The 20,083-nt window shown below is 68.4% G+C and carries 20 protein-coding genes and 1 pseudogene; 12 read left to right on the forward strand and 9 right to left on the reverse strand.

Features of this window, described 5'->3' with window-relative positions:
• Positions 1 to 107 precede the first annotated feature (107 nt).
• Both VEC11_RS02165 and VEC11_RS02170 read left to right on the forward strand, forming a co-directional pair.
• Positions 108 to 2,903 carry a TonB-dependent receptor gene (locus tag VEC11_RS02165; protein WP_464128722.1) on the forward strand — a complete coding sequence of 932 codons (2,796 nt, stop codon included), beginning with the start codon at positions 108 to 110 and terminating at the stop codon, positions 2,901 to 2,903.
• 154 nt (positions 2,904 to 3,057) lie between these two features.
• Positions 3,058 to 4,758, forward strand: a complete 1,701-nt coding sequence (locus VEC11_RS02170) for a putative bifunctional diguanylate cyclase/phosphodiesterase (protein WP_464128723.1) — start codon at positions 3,058 to 3,060, stop codon at positions 4,756 to 4,758.
• Here the strand turns inward: VEC11_RS02170 and VEC11_RS02175 are convergent.
• Genes VEC11_RS02175 through VEC11_RS02185 form a run of 3 tightly spaced genes read right to left on the reverse strand, consistent with a single transcriptional unit; the run spans position 4,734 to position 7,098 of the window.
• A complete protein-coding gene (locus VEC11_RS02175; RefSeq protein ID WP_464128725.1) occupies positions 4,734 to 5,930 on the reverse strand; it encodes a CCA tRNA nucleotidyltransferase in 1,197 nt (398 codons plus the stop codon). The two genes, VEC11_RS02170 and VEC11_RS02175, sit on opposite strands and share 25 nt — an antisense overlap.
• On the reverse strand, positions 5,927 to 6,526 hold the full coding sequence (locus tag VEC11_RS02180) for a CoA pyrophosphatase (RefSeq protein ID WP_464128926.1): 600 nt from the start codon (positions 6,524 to 6,526) through the stop codon (positions 5,927 to 5,929). The genes VEC11_RS02175 and VEC11_RS02180 overlap by 4 nt, the downstream gene beginning before the upstream one ends.
• 11 nt (positions 6,527 to 6,537) lie before the next feature.
• Entirely contained in the window at positions 6,538 to 7,098 is a 561-nt protein-coding gene (locus tag VEC11_RS02185) for a DUF1285 domain-containing protein (protein WP_464128726.1), read from the reverse strand.
• Positions 7,099 to 7,155: 57 nt separating this feature from the next.
• Between VEC11_RS02185 and VEC11_RS02190 the strand changes: the two genes are divergently transcribed.
• On the forward strand, positions 7,156 to 7,887 hold the full coding sequence (locus VEC11_RS02190) for an SDR family oxidoreductase (protein ID WP_464128728.1): 732 nt from the start codon (positions 7,156 to 7,158) through the stop codon (positions 7,885 to 7,887).
• Positions 7,884 to 8,291, forward strand: coding sequence for a dihydroneopterin aldolase (locus VEC11_RS02195; protein WP_464128729.1), 408 nt, complete (start codon positions 7,884 to 7,886; stop codon positions 8,289 to 8,291). The genes VEC11_RS02190 and VEC11_RS02195 overlap by 4 nt, the downstream gene beginning before the upstream one ends.
• Before the next feature lie 7 nt (positions 8,292 to 8,298).
• Here the strand turns inward: VEC11_RS02195 and VEC11_RS02200 are convergent, their stop codons facing one another.
• Positions 8,299 to 8,991: a hypothetical protein gene (locus VEC11_RS02200; protein ID WP_464128731.1), complete on the reverse strand. Its 693-nt coding sequence runs from the start codon at positions 8,989 to 8,991 to the stop codon at positions 8,299 to 8,301.
• 394 nt (positions 8,992 to 9,385) lie between these two features.
• On the opposite strand from VEC11_RS02200, the gene VEC11_RS02205 reads away from it, so the two are divergent.
• The 4 genes from VEC11_RS02205 (at position 9,386) to VEC11_RS02220 (ending at position 11,910) form a co-directional block, all read left to right on the forward strand.
• The gene (locus VEC11_RS02205) at positions 9,386 to 10,045 is read left to right on the forward strand and encodes an energy transducer TonB (protein ID WP_464128733.1); all 660 of its coding nucleotides are present in this window, start codon (positions 9,386 to 9,388) and stop codon (positions 10,043 to 10,045) included.
• Positions 10,046 to 10,090: 45 nt separating this feature from the next.
• Positions 10,091 to 10,876: a MotA/TolQ/ExbB proton channel family protein gene (locus tag VEC11_RS02210; protein ID WP_464128735.1), complete on the forward strand. Its 786-nt coding sequence runs from the start codon at positions 10,091 to 10,093 to the stop codon at positions 10,874 to 10,876.
• A 90-nt stretch (positions 10,877 to 10,966) separates the two neighbouring features.
• Positions 10,967 to 11,455 (forward strand): ExbD/TolR family protein, encoded by a 489-nt coding sequence (locus VEC11_RS02215; protein WP_464128737.1) that lies wholly within the window; start codon positions 10,967 to 10,969, stop codon positions 11,453 to 11,455.
• Between the two features lie 26 nt (positions 11,456 to 11,481).
• Complete coding sequence (locus tag VEC11_RS02220; protein ID WP_464128738.1) at positions 11,482 to 11,910, forward strand: ExbD/TolR family protein; 429 nt, start codon at positions 11,482 to 11,484, stop codon at positions 11,908 to 11,910.
• An 88-nt stretch (positions 11,911 to 11,998) separates the two neighbouring features.
• On the opposite strand, the gene VEC11_RS02225 is transcribed toward VEC11_RS02220, so the two are convergent.
• Positions 11,999 to 12,286, reverse strand: a complete 288-nt coding sequence (locus VEC11_RS02225) for a hypothetical protein (protein ID WP_464128740.1) — start codon at positions 12,284 to 12,286, stop codon at positions 11,999 to 12,001.
• A 23-nt stretch (positions 12,287 to 12,309) separates the two neighbouring features.
• Positions 12,310 to 14,091, reverse strand: a complete 1,782-nt coding sequence (locus VEC11_RS02230; RefSeq protein ID WP_464128742.1) for an ABC transporter transmembrane domain-containing protein — start codon at positions 14,089 to 14,091, stop codon at positions 12,310 to 12,312.
• A 250-nt stretch (positions 14,092 to 14,341) separates the two neighbouring features.
• Between VEC11_RS02230 and VEC11_RS02235 the strand changes: the two genes are divergently transcribed.
• A complete protein-coding gene (locus tag VEC11_RS02235; RefSeq protein WP_464128744.1) occupies positions 14,342 to 15,589 on the forward strand; it encodes a polyhydroxyalkanoate depolymerase in 1,248 nt (415 codons plus the stop codon).
• A complete protein-coding gene (locus VEC11_RS02240; RefSeq protein WP_464128745.1) occupies positions 15,568 to 16,203 on the forward strand; it encodes a hypothetical protein in 636 nt (211 codons plus the stop codon). Before VEC11_RS02235 ends, VEC11_RS02240 begins: the two co-directional genes overlap by 22 nt.
• A gap of 6 nt (positions 16,204 to 16,209) precedes the next feature.
• Here VEC11_RS02240 and VEC11_RS02245 read toward each other — a convergent pair whose 3' ends face one another.
• Positions 16,210 to 16,353, reverse strand: a complete 144-nt coding sequence (locus VEC11_RS02245; protein ID WP_464128747.1) for a hypothetical protein — start codon at positions 16,351 to 16,353, stop codon at positions 16,210 to 16,212.
• Positions 16,354 to 16,459: 106 nt separating this feature from the next.
• On the opposite strand from VEC11_RS02245, the pseudogene VEC11_RS02250 reads away from it, so the two are divergent.
• Together VEC11_RS02250 and VEC11_RS02255 are read left to right on the forward strand one after the other, a co-directional pair.
• Positions 16,460 to 16,588: pseudogene (locus VEC11_RS02250) on the forward strand (helix-turn-helix domain-containing protein); the annotation flags it as partial.
• A gap of 595 nt (positions 16,589 to 17,183) precedes the next feature.
• On the forward strand, positions 17,184 to 17,375 hold the full coding sequence (locus VEC11_RS02255) for a hypothetical protein (protein WP_464128749.1): 192 nt from the start codon (positions 17,184 to 17,186) through the stop codon (positions 17,373 to 17,375).
• Here VEC11_RS02255 and VEC11_RS02260 read toward each other — a convergent pair.
• Positions 17,372 to 18,904: a DHA2 family efflux MFS transporter permease subunit gene (locus VEC11_RS02260; protein ID WP_464128750.1), complete on the reverse strand. Its 1,533-nt coding sequence runs from the start codon at positions 18,902 to 18,904 to the stop codon at positions 17,372 to 17,374. The genes VEC11_RS02255 and VEC11_RS02260 overlap by 4 nt on opposite strands.
• A 10-nt stretch (positions 18,905 to 18,914) precedes the next feature.
• Positions 18,915 to 20,078 carry an HlyD family secretion protein gene (locus VEC11_RS02265; RefSeq protein WP_464128751.1) on the reverse strand — a complete coding sequence of 388 codons (1,164 nt, stop codon included), beginning with the start codon at positions 20,076 to 20,078 and terminating at the stop codon, positions 18,915 to 18,917.
• Positions 20,079 to 20,083 lie beyond the last annotated feature (5 nt).

A 20,083-nucleotide genomic window follows, 5' to 3' on the forward strand; every position in this document is an offset into this window, starting at 1 on the left:
CGCGCCCGGACAAAGGATGTTCAGGTAACGGGCCCCAAATACGCCATTGAGCCGCGTGCCGGAACTGTCCGGATCAGGCGGGATCGAGGGATATCGGGATAGTCAGCGTGCGTTTGAAAATTGTGTCCATTCTGCTGCTGGCCGGGACCAGTCTGACGCCGGCCTACGCGCAGGATGCCCCAGCGCCTGTCCCCACCATCCCCGCGCCTGCGCCCGTGGACGCCGCGCCTGCCGCGGCCGAGGACGAAGCCGGCGACGCGGCTGAAGCGCCGGACGCGGAGACCGGGGACGAAAACGACATCACCGTCACGGGCGTGCGACTGCGCGGCGAAATAGAGGGCAATATCCGGCCCGAGCAAAGGCTCGACGAAAATGCAGTCCGCGCCTACGGAGCCGCGACGATCGGGGAGCTGGTGGAGGCGTTGGCGCCGCAGACCCGTTCCGGCCGCGGCCGGGGCGGCGGCCAGCCGGTCATCCTGCTCAACGGCCAGCGCATCGCCGGCTTCGGCGAGATTCGCGAGCTGCCGCCCGAGGCGATCGAGCGGGTCGACATCCTCCCCGAGGAGGCCGCGCTCAATTATGGCTACCGGGCGGACCAGCGCGTCATCAACATCATCCTCAAGGAGAATTTCCGGGCGATCACGATCGCCACCAACCTCACCGTCCCGACGGCCGGCGGCCAGACCAGCTACGAGGCCAATGGCACGCTCGTTCGGATCAGCCCCACGGCGCGCTGGTCGATCGACGGCCGCTATACCCGCGCCGGGGCCCTGCTCGAGGGCGAGCGCGACCTGATCCAGTCCGCCCCGGCCGTGCCCTTCGACCTCATCGGCAATGTCGGCGCCTCGCCCTTCGATCCGACCATAGAAGTCGATCCCGCGCTGAGCGCGCTTGCCGGCCAGCCCGTCACGGTCGCCGGCGTGCCCGTCTCGGCGGCAACCGGCGCGCCGAGCCTGGCGTCGTTCCTGCCCGGCGCGAACAATCCCAATCTCACCGATCTCGGCGCGTATCGGACTTTGCTCCCGGCGACCGAGCAGTTCAACATCAACGCCACTTACAGCCGCCGCTTCGGCCGCGTCGGGGCGACTGGCAATTTGCGGTTCAACCGCAGCACGAGCGAGAGCCGGCTCGGCCTGCGCTCGCTCTCGCTGACCCTGCCGGACACCAATCCCTATTCGCCCTTCTCGCAGGATGCGACCTTGTTCCGCTATGCGGACGCGCTCGGGCCGCTGCTTCGCCAGAACGAGAGCAACACCTATCATGCCGGGCTGACGCTGGACGGCAATATCGGTCGCTGGCGCTGGACCTTCACCGGCAATTACGACCTGATCCAGACCGACACGCGCACCGACACCAACCTCGATCCGGCGACCCTGCAGGCACGGCTCGATGCGAACGACCCGAACTTCAATCCGTTCGCGCCGCTGGGCAGCAGCCTGCTCGTCATGCGTCCGGAGGACCGGGCGGAATCGACCAACAAGTCCGGCGATGCGCAGCTGTTGCTCAACGGCAGCCCGTTCAGCCTGCCTGCCGGCCCGGTGATCGCCAGCTTCGCGGTCCAGGGCAATATGCTGGACCTCAGCAGCGAGACCTTCCGCAACGGCGTCACCACCCTGCGCGATCTTGGCCGCGACCGCATCGCGGCGCGGGGCAATTTCGACCTGCCGATCACGAGCCGCCGCGAGGGCTTCCTCGGCAAGATCGGCGACGTCTCGCTCAACTTCAACGTCGAGGTCGAGCATCTCTCCGACTTCGGCACGCTGCGGACGCTCGGCTACGGCGTGCGCTGGTCGCCGATCGACATTCTCGATCTCAGCGTCTCGGTCACCGACGAGGATGGCGCGCCCAGCGTCTCGCAACTCGGTGACCCGACCCTGGTGACGCCCAACGTCCGCGTCTTCGATTTCGTGCGCGGCGAGACCGTGGACGTGACCAGCATCACCGGCGGCAATCCGTTGCTGATCGGCGACAACCGCCACGTCTTCGCGGTGCGCGCCAATCTGCGGCTGCTCGGCAGCGGCGCACCCGGCTCGCCCAGCCTGTCGCTCAACGCCAATTATTCCGAGAATCGCATCGACAATCCGATCTCGGCTTTCCCCATCGCGACTGCCGAGATCGAAGCCGCGTTCCCGGACCGCTTCGTGCGCGGGCCGGACGGCCGGCTGCTGCAGATCGATACGCGGCCCATCAACTTCGCCCGCTCGGAGCGGAGCGAGCTGCGCTGGGGCTTCCAGTTCCAGCAGCCCTTCGCCCCGCCGCCCGGCGCCAACACCGGCATTCCGGGTCTCGGCAGGGGCGGACGCGGCGGGCGCGGACCGGGCGCCGGGCGGGGCGGCGGCGGTCGCGGGCCGGGCGGCGGTGGCCGCGGCGGCGGTTTCGGCGGTCGTGGCGGCATGATGGGACCGGGCGGCGGCGGCATCAACATCGCTCTCTTCCACACCTGGCGCTTCACCGACGAGGTGCTGATCCGCCCGGGTGTGCCCGAGCTCGACTATCTCGACGGCTCGGCGCTCAACGGCCGCGGCGGCCGGCCGCGCCACGAGGTCGAGCTGTCGGCCGGCTTCTTCAAGAACGGCTTCGGCGCCTTCGCCCAGGCCAGCTGGCAGAGCGGGACCACGGTCAATGGCGGCTCGACCGCCGGCGGCGGGACGAGCAGCGACCTGCGCTTCTCCTCCTTCTCGACGCTCAACCTCAACCTGTTCGCCGATTTGTCGCAGCGGCCGGCGCTGATCGCCCGCCATCCCTGGCTCAAGGGCACGCGGCTCTTCTTCAGCGTCCAGAACGTCTTCGACAGCCACTTGCGGGTGCGCGACGAGACCGGGGCGGTGCCCCTGTCCTACCAGCCCGATTATCTCGATCCGCTCGGCCGGACGGTGCGCATCGGCATCCGCCGGCTTTTCTAGAAATCCGCAAGCTTAGGCAGCGCCTTACCGCGTTTGCCGAAGCAAAATCTCAACGCGGCGTTAACCCTGTTTGTTTAACGCCGCCGCCATGGACGGTGCGAAGACCGGCACACGGCGCAAAAAGACGGACGGGAAGCCCCCGCCGTCTGCAGGCGTGCCTGCCGAGCTCTCGCCGCAAATCTGGCACGTGCTGGAGTCGGTCCGCCAGCGCTATCTCGACGCCCTGCCGATCGCCGCCGCCATCATCACGATCAGCGACGACAGCTTCATCGACTGTGCGAACGACCAGTTCCGCCTGCTCGCCGAATGGGACGAGAGGCTGGGCGAGCGGCGCATCGCCCAGGTGCCGCTGCTCCGTTCGGGGCCGATCGGCACGCGCCTGAGCGCGTTCCTCAAGAAGGACGATCCCGCCTTTCAGTTCGACACGGCCGACGGCCGCGCGATCGGCGGTCGTCATTTCACCGTCCGCTTCGCCCGCCTCTCCATGCTCCCGGGGCAGCCGATCCGGTGCATGGTCTCGCTGATCGACAAGACCGCCCAGGTCGAGACCGAGCGCAGCCTCCGCTCGGAAATGCTGCGCGACACGCTGACCGGCCTGCCCAACCGCTTCGCCTTCAACGAACGGGTCGAGGCGGTGATGAACGAGCCGGGCTTTTCGGACCAGAGCCATGCCGTGCTCGCCGTCGACATGACCCGGTTCAGCCGCGTCAACGAATGTATGGGCGCGATCGCCGGGGACGAGCTGCTGATCACCTTCGCCCGCCGCCTCGTCTCGGCGCTGCGCCCTTCGGACATGCTGGCCCGGATTTCCGGCGACGAGTTCGGTGTCCTCCTGCGCCTCGACCGCGGCCTCGCCGACGCGATGCGCGCGGCGGAGCGCATCAAGGCGGTGCTCACCTTGCCGTTCCGCCTTTCCGAGCTCGAGATCAGGGTGGATTGCGCGATCGGCTGCGCGATCCTCAACAAGAGCGTATCCAGCGCCGACGAGGTGCTCCGCAACGCCCAGTTCGCGCTCAAGAATGCCAAGCGCACGGGCACCACCCAGATTTACGAGCCCGCCCAGGCGCAGGCGGTGCGCCGCCGCTTCTCGATCGAGACCGAGCTGCGCGTCGCCATCGAGGCCGGCCAGCTGGAGCTCGCCTACCAGCCGCTGACCGAATTGAGCACGGGCCGCGTCGCCGGCTTCGAGGCGCTCGCCCGCTGGGAGCTGGAGGGAAAGCCGGTCCCCCCCAGTGAGTTCATCCCGGTCGCCGAGGAGTCCGGGCTGATCGTCCAGCTCGGCCGCTGGGCGCTGGACACCGCGACGCAGACGCTCGCCGACTGGGACCTGAAGACCGGCACCCGCCTCCCGATCAGCGTCAACGTCAATCTCTCGCCAGTGCAGATCAGCCGGGACGACGTCGCCGCGGCCGTGTCCGGCGCGCTCAGCGCCAGCGGGATCGACGGCGACCGGCTCACGCTGGAGCTCACCGAAGGCGCGATCATCCAGGATCCGGAACGCGTCGCCCGCGCGCTCAAAGCGCTGCAGCGCTTCGACGTGAAGATTGCGATGGACGATTTCGGCTCGGGCTACACCTCGCTCGCCTCGCTGCAGCTGCTGCCGATCGACATCCTCAAGATCGACCAGCGCTTCGTGTCCGGCATGCTCCAGGACGGCGACAGCGCCGCGATCGTCGACGCCATCCTCAGCCTGGCGCGCGCGCTTGGCATGGAGACCACAGCCGAGGGCATCGAGAGCGAGGCGCTCGCCGCGGCCCTGCTCCAGAAAGGCTGCACCTACGGCCAGGGCTTCCTCTATTCGGAGGCTCTCCCCGCCGCCGATGCGCTGGCCTACTGGCTGGAGCGCAACGCCTGATCGACGTGGCGCCGGGCCATCGCCCGGACTTCGGCCTTGTCCGGCGGAAAGCCCGCCTCGATCCATTCCGCCTCGATCGCCTGGATCGCCATGGAGACGGCCGGCCCCTCGCTGAGTCCCATGGCGATGAGATCGCCGCCCGACACCGGCAGGCGCGGCTTCTGCCAGCTCTCCAGCGCCTTGAGGCCCGGGCCCGGGCTGCCATGCAGCAGGATCCGGTCGACGGCTTCGGCGGCGCCGATCCGGTAGGCGAGCGGCGCCTCGGGTCCGGTTTGCGTCGCGGCGGCCGAGGCCAGCCGCTTGATCTGCCGGTTCGACAGGCGGAGCCGCGAGCCCACTGCCGTTACCGCAGCGGGATCGGCAGGCAGCAGAGCCGCCAGCCGCCGGATCGCAGCAGGCGCGATCCCGGCCGCGCGCTCGGCCTCGGCCAGGGCGGCCAGCCGGTCCGCGCTCTCGATCTCGGGCAGGACCGGCCGGAAGATGCCGCGCGCGATCATCAGACGGACGGTCTCGGTCGGGTCGGGCAAGGCGAGCAGCTTCAGCAATTCGTCCGCGATCCGCTCGCGCGACAGCGCCATGAGGTCGTTCGCCCGCGCCGCGCAAGCTTCCATACCCTCCGCATCGGGCGCGCCGGTCCCGAACCGTGCGTGAAAGCGGAAGAACCTGAGGATCCGCAAATGATCCTCGGCAATCCGCTGGAGCGGATCGCCGATGAAGCGGACGCGCCGCGCCGCCAGATCGTCCAGCCCGCCGAAATAGTCGAACACCTCACCGGTCAGCGGGTCGGCGGACAAAGCGTTGATCGTGAAGTCGCGCCGCGCCGCATCCTCCTTCCAGTCGTCGGTGAAGGCGACGGTGGCGTGCCGGCCATAGGTCTCGACATCGCGGCGCAGGGTGGTGACCTCGACTGGCGTGCCCGCGGCGACCGCGGTGATCGTGCCGTGGGCGATGCCGGTCGGCACGGCCTTGATATGCGCCGCCTCCAGGCGGGCCAGCACCTCGTCCGGGGTGAAGCGGGTGGCTAGATCGACGTCACTCTGCTCCAGCCCGAGCAGGGCGTCGCGGACGCAGCCGCCGACGAAGCGGGTCGCGCCGCCCTTGGCGTCGAGCGCGGCGAGCAGCCGGTCCATGCCGGCGCGATGTCGCCAGGGGGCGTCGGGCAGGGTCGTCATGCCACCAGCGCCAGGCGGCGGCTCAAATTCACGATCATCGCCGCCGTCGCCCCCCAGATCCTCTGCTCCTGCCAGTCAATCTCATAATAGGTCCGTTCCCGCCCGCGGAACATGGCGGTGCGGACATGCTGATGTGCCGGGTCCAATATATGATGGAACGGCGCCTCGAACACCGCCGCCACCTCTCCCGGATGCGGGCTGAGCTCCAGGTCCGGCGGCACGATCCCCAGCACGGGCGTCACCTCGAAGCCGGTGACGGTCAGATAGGGATCGGCGAGACCGATTATCTCCACGCGCGCGCGCGCGAGGCCGATCTCCTCCTCCGCCTCGCGCAGCGCCGCGTCGACCGGGCCGTCGTCGCCCGGATCGATGCGGCCGCCGGGGAAGCTGACCTGGCCCGGATGCTTGCGCATCGTCTCGGGACGGAGCGTCAGGATCACGGTCGGTTCGGGCCGGTCTACGACGGCAACGAGCACGGCCGCCGGCGTGACGCCGTGCGCGAGCGCCTCCTCGTCGAGCACGTCGCCCCCGATCAGCTCCGGGCTCGACCGATGCCCGGTCTCCAGCGCCGCGCGCAGCGTGTCGGCCAGAGTCACTGGGGGCTGCCTCATGCCGGCTGCTCCAGCGGAAAGAAGGCGCCGCCGCTCCAGACGCCGGGCGGCTCCGCCCCTTCGGCCAGCGCGATCTCGGCCAGCTCGTAATAGACCGGCCGGGCGACGAGCGCGTCGAGGCCGCCGCGCACCTCGACATAGGGATGCGGACCCGCCTCGAAGCGCAACCGGTGCGCCGGCCCGGCGACGACCAGGTCGCCCGTGTTGAGCCGGAAGGCGAGGTTCCGGTTCTCGCCTTCGCCCTCGCTCCTGAGCTCGACCGCCACGAACGGCGCGTCCTCGACCGCGATGTCCAGTTTCTCGACCGGCGTCACCAGCACGAAGCTCCCGTCCGGCTCGCGGCGCAGAATGGTCGAGAAGAGCCGGACCATGGCGGGCCGGCCGATCGGGCTGCCCTGGTGAAACCAGGTGCCGTCGCGCGCGATCCGCATCTCGCTGTCGCCGCAATGGGTCGGGTGCCATTTCTCGACCGGGGGCAGTCGTTTCTCCTCCGCGAGCCGGGCAATCTCGGCAAGGCTGAGGCGGCTGAGATCCTCAGGGAGCGGCGGCATCGGCATGGGAGCGCCTTAGCCGCCCGCTGGCGTTGCGCAAAGCGCGGGGCTATGCGGCGCCCGATGAACACGGCAATCGTCACCGGCGGAGCGAAGCGGATCGGCGCGGAGCTCGTGCGCGCGCTCGCCGCGGACGGCTGGCATGTGCTGATCCATTACCACCGCTCCGGGGCCGAGGCCGAAGCGCTGGCGGCCGAGGTGGGGAGCGCCTCGCTGGTGCGCGCCGATCTCGCCGATCCGGCGGCGGCGGACACGATCATCGCCGCGCTCGACGGGCTCCCGCCGCCGCGGCTACTCATCAACAATGCCTCGATCTTCGCCCATGACGACATCAGCGACTTCACGGCAGAAAGCTGGGCCGCGCATCTGGACGTGAACCTGCGCGCACCGGCTCTGCTGAGCCGCGCCTTCGCCGCCGCGGCCGGGGAGGGGCTGATCGTCAACCTGCTGGACGCCAAGCTGCACGGGCCCAATCCGGACTTCTTCAGCTACACCGTCTCCAAATATGGCCTGGCCGGCGTCACCGAGCTTGCCGCCCGCGCCTTCGCGCCGGCCATCCGCGTCTGCGCGATCGCGCCCTCGGTGACCATGGTCTCCGGCCCGCAGAGCCGCGCCAATTTCGACAAGGTGCACGGCCTCAACGCGCTTGGCCGCGGCGTCAGGGTCGAGGAGATCGTGGCGGCGCTCCGCTTCCTGATCGCCACCCCCAGCATCACCGGCCACACCATCCTGCTCGACGGCGGCCAGCGCTTCCTCGCTTTGCCGCGCGACGTCCAGTTCCTGGAGACACCATGACCCAGACCAACATCGCCAAGCTGGACGGCCTCGTTCCGGACCGGCTCGCCCCCAGAAGCCGGAAGATCGTGCTCGAGGATTACGACCTGCCGGTCGACATCGGCTTCCACGATTTCGAGGTAGGCAAGCCGCAGCGGCTGATCGTGACCGTCGAGGTCTGGGTCGACGAGGCCAGCTTCGCCGCGAGCGACGAGCGCCACCGGGCCTGGGACTATGACTTCCTGCGCACCGAGATCGGCGCGCTCGCCCGCGGCCGGCGCTTCAACCTGCAGGAGACGTTCGTGCGCGAGATTTACGACCTGATCGCCGCCCGGCGCGGCGTCACCGCGCTCCGGGTCTCGACGCGCAAGCCCGACATCTATCCCGACTGCGCCGGGGTCGGCGTCGAGTTGGCCTCCTTCTGAGGGGGTGCTAGCGCCGCGGGACGCGGCTGCGGGCGCAGGGGCCGAGCCCCTCCCGGATCACGCGGTAATCCTCCTGGATCGCCGGCCGCTCCTCGGCGCCCGCCTCGCTCAGCGCGTCGGCCGGCAGGCGCGCGGGCAGGGTGCAGGCCAGCCGGTACCAGAGCAACGTATTGGGCGGGGGCGGGCCGGCGCCCTCGTCGACGATCTCGCCGAGCGAAACGGACCAGCGGACCCGCTCGCCCGGGCGGCGCAACACGGTCAGCGAGATGGGCCTTTGGTCGGCGGTCAGCAGGAAGAACTGGGTTTCCCGCTCGCCGGGCAGGTTGCCGGGTACGCTGAACGCGCGGCCGATGCCGGTGATTCGTGGCGGCGCGTCGGCGCCGCTGGCCTCGCGGACGATCCCCCGCAGCATCTCTGCAGCGGGCGCGGAATAGGCGATCTGGGCGTCGGCGGTGACCAGCCGAAGCTCGTCCGGCCGATTCGGCACCCGAGTCGCCATGACCAGATATTCGCTCCTGCGAGTGATTCGCGGCGGCCGTCCGCGCGAATCGTTGGGCAGGTCGACGAGATAGCGGACCCGCGCCGGGAGTCCGCCCGTGCCGCGAATCAGGGCGATCACCTCGGCCTCGATCTCGAAGCGGGTATGACCCTGCCGGACGTTGGTCGCCTCGCGCTCGCCGAGCCGGTCGGCCCCCCTCACCCTGAGGTGCGCGACAACAGGCGCGCCAGCCCCCAGATCGGCCAGGTCGGCATAAGTAAGATTTTGTAAACCTTCCTGATTCTGTGGCTGCGCCGCCCCTGGAGCGGCAACCGCGAGGGCGGTGAAAAGAGCGATGATTGGCGCTTTCATGGCATGTCCCGTTTCGATCCAGCCCCTCCGCTATGGGGCCGCGGATTAACCCTGCATTGCGCCAAGAATCCAGCGCGCGCGACGGCGAGGTTACAAAGTTACGTGCGGGATTGCCTCATCCAAATCGCCACGATAGAGACCTCGGCCTTGACTACATCCGCGAGACGGATGAACGGTTTCGGGTACGCCGCGTTTCACCGCGCGGGGTGACCGATTGGTGCGATGAGAGGAGCCTGGCGGATTAATGTCGTACGTAGACCAACCCATTAGTCGCGGACGCATCTGGGCCATCGCCATCGTCGCGGTCCTGCACGCGCTCCTCGCCTACGCGTTCGTCTCGGGTCTCGCCTACAAGTTCATCAAGTCGGCGACCGAGGATCTCAAGGTGGTCGACGTGAAGGAAGAGCCGCCGCCGCCGCCCGAGGAGCCGCCGCCCCCGCCGCCCGATCAGCCCAGCTCGCCGCCGGTCACGGCCGTGCCCTCGATCGTCCCGACGCCGTCGCCGATCGCGGTGCCGCCGACGCCGCCCGCAATCTACGTGCCGCCGGTGCCGCAGCCTGCGCCGCCCGCGCCGCCGCCGCCTGCGCCCCCGCCGCCGCCTCGCATCGTGCCGCCGCAGCGCGCCCGGGCGAACCTGAATTCCTATTTCTCGGCTGACGATTACCCGGCTGCCGCCCTTCGCGGCAACGACCAGGGAACGACCGGCTTCAGTCTCACGATCGGCGCGAACGGCCGGGTCGAGAACTGCACCGTCACGTCGTCGAGCGGTTCTGCCGCGCTTGATCAGGCGACCTGCCGGATCCTGCGCAGCCGCGCCCGGTACACGCCGGCGCGCGACCAGAACGGGAATCCGACGTCGGGACGGGACTCCGGTCGGGTAACCTGGCGGCTTCCGTCCGAGTAAACTTCATTCAGTACGGCAATTTCAGAGTGAGAAGGAATTAATCAAATGGCAGCACCAGCAGCAAATGGAGCGGCGGGTCACTCGGGAGCCGACTTCGGCTTCATCCAGGCCCTCAAGGAAGGCGGCATCATTGCGTGGCTCACGCTTGGCGTGCTCGTCCTCATGTCGGTCGGGTCCTGGTATATCTTCTTCGTGAAGCTGATCGACCAGAACCGGATCATCAAGGAAGGCCGGCGCGCGCGCACGACCTTCTGGCAGTCGCCGAACCTGCGCGATGCCGCCAACAAGCTCGACAAGAACGGCGCCTATCGCCAGATCGTCGAGGACGGCCTGCTGGCCGAGGAGCAGCACAACAAGCTGACCGATCCGATCGACCAGCATGAGTGGATGCTGAGCTCGCTGACCCGCAGCCAGGGCGCGATCACCGCCAAGCTCTCCTCAGGTCTCGCCTTCCTCGCCACCGTCGGTTCGACCGCGCCGTTCGTCGGCCTGTTCGGCACCGTCGTCGGCATCTACCGCGCGCTGATCAAGATCGGTGCGGCCGGTCAGGCGTCGATCTCCGCGGTCGCCGGCCCGGTCGGCGAGGCGCTGATCATGACCGCGCTCGGCCTGGTCGTCGCGGTTCCGGCCGTGATGCAGTACAACTGGCTGATGCGTCGCAACAAGGCGATCGGCGAGCAGCTCGCCCGGTTCGCCACCGACGTGCATGGCTACATGATGTCCGGCGGCACCGTCCGTCCGTCCATCCCGTCGCGTCCGGCTCCGGCTGCCAAGCCGGCGGCGACGAGTGCCGCGGCCAGCACCGGCGCGACCACGACCGCCAAGTCGTAAGCACGAAGCATGCGGCGGGCCGGGTCCGGTCCGCCGCGTCTTTCCGGCGCCGCGCGGATGCGGCGCCAAGGCAAGAACGGGAACTAGATTATGGCTATGCAGGTCGGCGAATCAGGCGGTGAAGAAGACGCACCGATGTCCGACATCAACACGACGCCGCTGGTGGACGTGATGCTCGTGCTGCTGATCATCTTCCTGATCGCCGTGCCGGTCGTGCTGCAATCCGTCCAGCTGACGCTGCCCACGGTCCGCTATCAGGTGACGGAGACGAAGCCGGAGAACGTGAACCTCTCGGTCCGGCTGGAGCCGGACGGGACGTGCGGGGTCTACCGGAATCTGACCAGGGTGACCTCGGACGAGCTTTACGAGTTCGCGCGCACCCATCTGGAAAACCAGATCAACGCGGTCGGCGGCCGGCAGAACATCACCGAGGACAACATGCCGGAGGCTCATATCCGCGGCGACGTCGCCACGCCTTACCGGTGCATCGGCGCGGCGATCTACACGATGCAGCGCGCGGGCTTCGCCAGGATCGGCTTCATTTCCGAGCCGGCGCCCGAAGGCGGCCAGCGGCTGTAATTGCGGCGAGTTTAGGAGTGAATTGAATGAGCGCATCGGTCACCAATCCCGAATCATCAGAACCGATGATGGACATCAACACGACGCCGCTCATCGACGTCATGCTGGTGCTGCTGATCATGTTCATCATCACGATCCCCGTGCAGTCGCACGCCGTGAAGCTGGACCTGCCGCAGGCGACCGATGCGCCGCCGCCGCCGGTCGAGCCGCAGAAGAACAAGATCGTGGTCACGGCCGAGGGCGGGATCCTGTGGAACGGCGCGCCCGTCGACCTGGCGCGCCTGCGCCAGTATCTCGACATCACGGCGAACATGAACCCGACGCCGGAGCTGCACCTGCAGCCGGACCGGCTCGCCCGCTACGAGATCGTCGACGAGGTGCTGGCCCAGACCAAGCGCGCCAACATTACGACGATGGGCTTTGTCGGCAACGAGTACTACTCGCGCGAATTCTGACGCGCGGCGAAATCACCTTCTCACAGGGCGGCGCCTCGGCGCCGCCCTTTTCGTTTGGCTTCCGTGCAGGTCGCGACCCCGCGTGACGTCAGCCGAACAGCGCCCGGTTCTGCCGTCGCGCCGCCTTGGTCATGCGCAGGAAGACCGGATCGGTGAACCCGGCCGTCATCGCGTAAAGCTCCGCCACCGCCGCTTCGAGCAGCGGATAGGTGAGGGCCGGGTTCTGCCGGCGTGCCGCCTGGAAGGCCAGATCGGCCTCGCCTACGAGAGTCGCCAGGAGCAGCCATTCCTCGGCATCGTCGCTTGGCCGCCCGTGGCTCATGATCCGTTGGGCTTGCGCCAATCCACGTTCAGCACCGGCCAGTTCGTCGTTCACCTTGGCTCCTCATCGGCCCGCGGTTACGCGGCGATGCCCTCGAACTGCAGCCGCGCCAGCCGCGCATAGAGCCCGCCCTTGCTGCTCAAACTGTCATGCGTGCCTTCCTCGACGATCCTGCCATGGTCCATGACGATGATCCGGTCGGCCGCGCGCACCGTGGCGAGGCGGTGGGCGATGACGATGGTGGTCCGGCCCTCGACCAGCTTCTCGAGCGAGGCCTGGACCAGACGCTCGCTCTCGGCGTCGAGCGCCGAGGTCGCCTCGTCGAGCAGGAGCAAGGGGGAGTCGCGCAGGAGTGCCCGGGCGATGGCGACGCGCTGGCGCTGCCCACCCGACAGGCGCGCGCCGCCTTCGCCGAGATAGGTGTCGAGCCCTTCCGGCAGCTTCCTCAGGAACTCCGCCGCATTGGCCGCCTCGGCCGCCGCCCAGAGCTGCTCGTCCGACGCCTCCCAACGGCCGTAGCGGAGGTTGTCGCGGGCCGAGGCGGCGAAGATCACCGTCTCTTGCGGCACCACCGCGATGCGCGCGCGGATGTCCGCCGGATCGGCCTCGCGCAGCTCGACGCCGTCGAGGCGGATGCTGCCTTCCTGCGGGTCGTAAAAGCGCTGGGCGAGCTGGAAGAGGGTGGATTTGCCCGCGCCCGACGGGCCGACCAGGGCGACGGTCTCCCCGGGCTCGACGGCCAGACTGAAGTCGAGCAAGGCGCTCGCGTCCGGGCGGGTCGGATAGCGGAAGGTCACGCCGGCGAATTCCAGCCGGCCGCGCGCCGGCTCGGGCAGGGCGACCGGCTCGGCGGGGGCGCGGATCTGCGGCACCTGCGCCATCAGCTCCGAAATCCGCCCCGTCGCCCCCGCTCCGCGCAGCAGATCGCCATAGACTTCGGTCAGGGCCCCGAAGGCGCCGGCGACGATACCGCCGGTGATCACGAACGCAGCCACCGTGCCGCCGGAGATCGCGCCGGCCGAGACGTCGATCGCCGCCTCGCGCATCAGCATGGTGACGGAGCCGAACAGCACCGCGATGATGATCGCCGTGAGGATCGCGCGCAGGACGATCCGCCGCCGCGCGGTCTGGAAGGCGCGCTGCACCGCATCACGGAAGCGGCTGCTCTCTCTTTTCTCCTGGCCGAACGCCTGGACCACCTTCATCGCGCCCAGCGTTTCGGCGACGATCGTGCCGAGATCGGCGATCCGGTCCTGGCTGTGCCGCGAGACGGCGCGCACCCGCCGCCCCAGGATCATCACCGGCACAATCACCAGGGGGATGCCGAGCAGCAGGCCGAGGGTCAGCATCGGCGCCAGCGTGAACAGATAGGCGACGCCGCCAATGCCGAGCACGAGGTTCCGGAGCGCCACCGAGACGGTCGAGCCGACCACGATCTCGATCACCGCGGTGTCGGAGGTCACCCGCGAGGCGATCTCGCTCGGCCTGTTCTCCTCGAAGAAGCGCGGCTCCATGCGCAGCAGATTGTCGTGCACGGCGCCGCGGATATCCGCGATCACCTTCTCGCCGAGCATCGAGACGAAATAGAAGCGGAAGGCGGTCGCCACGGCGAGCAGCGCGACCATCGCGAACAGATAGTTGAAATGCGGGCCGATCTCGCCGCCGCCATTGCCGGTGAAGCCCTTGTCGATCACCCGGCGGAAGCCGTCCGGGATGGCGAGCGTCGCCGCCGCGGCGATGAAGAGGGCGGTGGCCGCGCCCGCGATCGTCCATTTGTAGCGGAGCGCGTAGCGCCAGATCATGACGAGATTGCCGATCTTGCCCTTCGGCGTGTCGTCCTCGATCCTGCCCCGTGCCATGAGCGCGGCGTAGCAGGGGGAGGGGGCCGCGCCAAGGGATGCCCCCCTTTCCGTCATTCCAGCGCACCGTGGAATCTCCCTGCCTTCGTTGAGTTCGGGACGACAAAAGGAGATTCCAGCTTGCGCTGGAATGACGGCTACCCCTGCCTCTCCTTTCCCCGCATCGAATTGCTGTGGACTGCGTTCATTCCCATATGGACCAATGCCCCGCACCGGCCCATAAGCCGTCCGAGCCGGGGGTGGAGACTGGATGCTATACGACGCCTATGAGATGCAGCGCTCGCTGCTTGCCGGTGCTTCCACCCTCGCCAACCTCAGTGCCGACTGGCTGAACAACCCCGCCAATCCGCTCCATTATTCCCAGATGGGCCCGATCATCGCCTCCGCGCTGGACGTCTTCGCCCATGCCTCGGCGCCGCGCGGCAAGCCCGCTTTCGGCCTCGACCATGCGGTGGTCGAGGGCGAGGAGGTTGCGGTCGTCGAGGAGGTGGTGCTCCGCAAGCCCTTCGGCCAGCTGAAGCGCTTCCGCCGCGTCCGCGCGGACGGCAGCGAGGTGTCCGGCCAACCGCGGCTGCTGCTGGTCGCGCCCATGTCGGGCCACTATGCCACGTTGCTGCGCGGCACGGTCGAGCGGATGCTGTCCGGCCACGACGTCTACATCACCGACTGGCGCGACGCGAAGCTGGTGCCGCTCGCCGACGGCAGCTTCGATCTCGACGATTATGTCGACTATCTGATCGAGTTCCACGAGCATATCGGAAGCCAGGGCGGCGATCGGCGCGCCCACATGCTCGCCGTCTGCCAGCCCTCCGTCCCGGCCTATGCCGCAGCGGCCCTGATGAGCGCCGACAGGCATCCCTGCCGGCCGAGGACCCTGACCATGATGGGCGGGCCGATCGACACCAGGCTGGCGCCGACCGAGGTCAACACCGTCGCCACCCAGCGCCCGTTCGAATGGTTCGAGCGCAACGTGATCATGACCGTGCCCTATCTCTATCCGGGCGCGGGGCGGAAGGTCTATCCGGGCTTCCTGCAGCTCGCCGGCTTCATGGCGATGAACTTCGGCAACCATCTGCAGAGCCATTGGGGCATGTTTCGCCACCTCGTCGCGGGCGACGGCGAGAGCGCCGACGCGACCAAGGCCTTTTACGAGGAATATCGCGCGGTCTGCGACATGACCGAGGAATTCTACCTGCAGACGATCGACGTCGTCTTCCAGCGCCACCAGCTGCCCAAGGGCGAGATGGAGCATCGTGGCCGCCGCGTCGATCCGGGCGCGATCGACGACATCGCCCTGCTCGCCATCGAGGGCGAGCGCGACGACATTTCCGGCATCGGCCAGACCCGGGCGGCGCTCGACATCTCCACCGGCCTCGACGCGAAGCATAAGAAATATCATCTCGCCAAGGGCGTCGGCCATTACGGCATCTTCAATGGCTCCAAATGGCGCACGAAGATCGCGCCGATCGTCGAACAGTGGATCGCCAGGCACGGCTGAGCGCCGGCGCTGCCCTGCTCGCGCTGGCCCTGCTGGCGGCCTGCGCCGTTCCGCCGCGCACCGAAGGCATTGGCAGCCGGGAATTCGTCCCCGACCGGATCGTGACCGCACGGCATATCGGCCTGGTGGGCGCCGTCTGCGAAGCGCCGGCGGCAGGCCCGGTCCGGCTGGAAGCGCGCCCGACGGAGGGGGTGTTCCGCATCCTGAATCTCACGGACCGGCCGCTCGCCCTTCACTATGACGTCAGTCATTTCTCGGGCGATTATCTGATGTTCTACATCCGCTTCCGCGACCGCACCGGCAATTTCGTGCGCGCGCTGCAGCCGGACGATTGCGGCTGGTGGACGATCAAGGTTCGCGAGAACAATCTCTATTTCGAGGACAATTGGCCGGAGCGTCGGCGGCTGGAGGTCCCGGCCGGCGGGCATCTGGACATTCGGCAGGATCAGGCAGCACTCACCCTTGGCTGGCTGGATCGCCAGAATGCGCCGCCGCCGGTGCCGCCCTGCGAGATGCAGGTCAGGCTCTGGACTTATGCCGGGCCGCGCACCTGGGAGCCGATCTGGGCGGATTCGGAATGGATTCCCGCGCCGTGTCCGCGGGAAGCCGGCTGACCTCGCTCAGCCGAAGATGAGGCCCACGCCCGCCAGAAACATGGCGGGGAGCACCAGCATGGCCAGCATCTCGGTGAGCTCGCTTGTCACCCGGCGGGCGTCGCACACCGCCTGGGGCAGCTCGCAGCCGTTCGTGCCTTGCTGTTCCATCTCCGCCTCGGTTTCATCCTCGTGTGGGGAAGCCGAATAGGCGGCGGGGCGGTTCTGCAAAACCAACGATGTTGCAATCTCGTTCTGCAGATATGAAGAATGGGCCATGTTCGACTGGAACGACGCCCGCTATTTCCTCGCGGTCGCGCGGGATGGCTCGACGCTGACCGCGTCCCGGAAGCTGAAGGTCAGCCAGCCCACCGTCGCGCGGCGGATTGCCATGCTCGAGGAGGCGCTCGGCCTCATCCTGTTCGAGCGGCGCCAGCAGGGCTACCGGCTGACTCAAATCGGCGAGGCCTTGCTCCCTGCCGCGGAAGCGATCGAGGAAGGCGCCACGGCCCTCGCCGATGCCGCTGCTGCCCGTTCGGGCGCGCTCGAGGGGGTGGTGAAGCTGACCTCCAACGAAATGGCAGGGGCGCAGATCAACCCCTTGATGGGCTCGCTCCGCGACGCCTATCCCCGCATCCGCGTCGACCTGATCGCGACCGAGGCCCATCTCGATCTCGCGGCCGGCGAGGCGGATGTCGCCATCCGCACGACGCTCGCGACGCCGCAGGGCGCCGGCCTTTACGTCCGCAAGATCGTCGACCTCCCTTCGGTCGTCTATTGCAGCCGTTCCTATGCCGAGCGGCACGGCGTCCCCCGCAGTCCCGACGACCTCGCCGTCCACCACACTATCGGCGTCGACGGCTATCTGACGCGCCTCCCGGGCTTTCCCTGGTTCGAGGAAAGGGCCGCGGGCGCGACGGTCGCGGCCCGGGCGTCCTCCTTCACCGCTCTGTCCGAGAAGCTCCGGGGGGGGGCTCGGCGTCGGCCTCTTCCACTGGGGCGTGTTCGAGCGCGACCCGAACATGATCCCCTGCTTCTTCATCCCCGCGGAGCTGTACGGCCAGGTCTGGCTGATCACCCACGAGCGCAGCCGAAAGCTGCCGCACGTGCGGGCCGTGGCCGACCATGTCGCCCTGGCGCTGGAGCGCTGGGGGCGGCGGGCGCGGGCCTGGACGATCCCGCCTCTGCCCTAGTCCACCGCCATTGCCGGCTCGCCGGGCTGGGGCTTCCGCCCCTTCTTCAGCAGCAGAAGCAGGGGAATGGCGAGCAGCGAGATGATCATCATCAGCCAGAAATCGTCGATATAGGCGATCATCAGCGCCTGCCGGTTGATCTCGGCATCGGCCATCATCAGCGCCGCATCGGTCAGTGGCGGCGCCCCCTGCAGGATGGCCGGGCTGATATTCGGCAGCGTGTTCTGCGTGATATGGGCGGCCAAGTCGGAATGGCTCGTCTGCAGATTGTGGGCGAGCAGCACCGTCACCACCGAAATGCCGATCGAGCCGCCGACGCTGCGCGAGAGGTTCAGCAGGCTCGCGGCGGTGGTGCGGTATTTCGCGTCCAGCGTGCCGAAGGCCAAAGTGTTCAGCGGCACGAACAGGAAGCCGAGCGCGAAGCCCTGGATGATGCCGCTGGCGATGATCGGCCGCTGGTCCATGTCCAGCGAGAAACCGGACATCTGCCAGAGCGACCAGGCCATCAGGCTGATCCCCACAAGGATGAGCAACCGGGCGTCGACCTTGCCGACCAGCCGGCCGACCACGATCATCGACATCAGCGTGCCGATCCCGCGCGGCGCCGTGAGATAGCCCGACTGCAAGACCGAGTAGCCGAACAGGTTCTGCAACATCGGCGGCAGCAGGGCGAGGCCGGCGAGCAGCATCACGCCCGTCACCGCCATGAACAGCATGCCGGTGGCAAAATTGCGATCTTTGAACATCTTGGGATCGAAGATCGGGTTGGTCGCGGTGAGCATGTGCACGCCGAACATCCAGAGGCCGGCAATGGCGAGGCCGCATTCGATCCAGATCTCCCAGCTCGCGAACCAGTCGAGCGTCTCGCCCCGGTCGAGCATCATCTGCAGCCCGCCGAGCGCCAGCGCGATCAGGAAGAAGCCGAGCAGATCGAACTTCCGCTTCGTCATCGGGGTCGCCGGCAGGAAGCGCAGCATCATCAGCACCGCGATGACCCCGATCGGGAGGTTGATCAGGAACACCCAGCGCCAGTCGAAATTGTCGGTCAGCCAGCCGCCGAGCACCGGGCCGAGGATCGGCCCGATCATCACGCCAGCACCGAACATCGCCATGGCGCGGCCGTGTTTCTCCGGCGGGTTGATGTCGAACATCACCGCCTGCGCGAGCGGGACGAGGAAGGCGCCGGCAATGCCCTGGGCGACGCGAAAGCCGACCATCGTCGTCAGGTTCTGCGCCATCGCGCAGAGCACCGAGGCGACGGTGAAGACGATGACCGACCAGATGAAGAGCCGCTTGCGCCCCACCTGCTCGGCCAGCCAGCCGGTGATCGGGATCGCGATGGCCGAGGCGACGATATAGGAGGTCAGCACCCAGGTGATCGTCTCGCGATTGGCACCAAGGCTGGTCTGCATATGGGGCAGCGCGACATTGGCGATCGTCGTGTCGAGCACCTGCATCAGCATCGCCAGGATCACGGCGAGCGTGGTGAAGCCCCGTTCCGAAGGCGTCATGTCGTAGCTGTGCGCCACGCGAGCGGTCCTACCGGGCGTGGGCCGTCTGCACCGCCTGCGGCGGGCGGTCGCGTGTGTCGACGGTGACGTCGGCGCTGAGGCCGGCGATCATGGGCCGCCCGGGGTTGCCTTCGATGGCGATGCGGACCGGCACGCGCTGGCGCACCTTCACCCAATTGCCGCTCGCATTCTGCGCGGGCAGAACCGAGAATTGCGAGCCGGTGCCGGCCCCGATCGAGGCGACGCGGCCGTGCAGGGTCAGGCCCGGATAGGCGTCGATCTCGATCTCGGCGGGCTGGCCGACATACATGTTGGCGAGGTCAGTTTCCTTGTAGTTGGCCTCGACATAGGTGGTGGCGCTGCGCACGATCGTCACCACAGGCACGCCGGTGACCACGGCATTGCCCACCTGCAGCCGGTCGGTCTGGCTGACCGTGCCGTCGGCGGGGGCACGCACCTCGGTACGGGACAAATTCAGCAGCGCCTGCTCGCGGGCGACATAGGCCGCCTGGAGCTGCGGCTGGCTGGAAGGGCCGCCGGTTGCGAGAGCCGAGCGCGCATTGGCGGCGGCGGCACGGGCATTGGCGAGCCGCTCGCGGGCCTCGTTCACATTGTGCTGGGCCTCGTCGAACCGGGTGCGCGTGATCCAGCCCTGCTGCATCAGCCCCTGGAGGCGAGAGAATTCGCGCTGCTGATAGGCGAGATTGGCCTCGGCGCCCTGGATGTCGGCGGCGGTGCCGGCCGACTGGGTGGAAAGCTGGTTCACCTGCACCTGCGCGGCCGCGATCTGCGCCTCGGCCTGGGCGAGCGCGATGCGGAACGGGCGCGGGTCGATGCGGAACAGCAATTGCCCGCGGCGAACCTGCTGGTTCTCCCGCACGAGCACCTCGGTCACCACGCCCTGCACCTCGGGGGCGACCGAGACCATGTCCTGCTGGACATAGGCATTGTCGGTCGAGACGTAGCGGCCGGAGGTCAGGTAGAAATAGCCGCCGACGAGCAGCAGCAGCAAAGGCACGGACAGCATCAGCACGAGCCGAAGCGGCCCGCGCTTCCTGGCCGGCGCTTCGGGCTCGATGGCCGCTGGCGCAGCCACGGCGGGTTCCGCCACCGCGGCCTGCACTTCGGGCTCGGCCTTGGGCTGCGGCCGCGGCGCGGGCTTTGCCGGCACCGGCCTCTCTTCGATTTCCACGCGGA

This window comes from Allosphingosinicella sp. (genome assembly GCF_035626655.1).
Taxonomy (GTDB): Bacteria; Pseudomonadota; Alphaproteobacteria; order Sphingomonadales; family Sphingomonadaceae; genus Allosphingosinicella.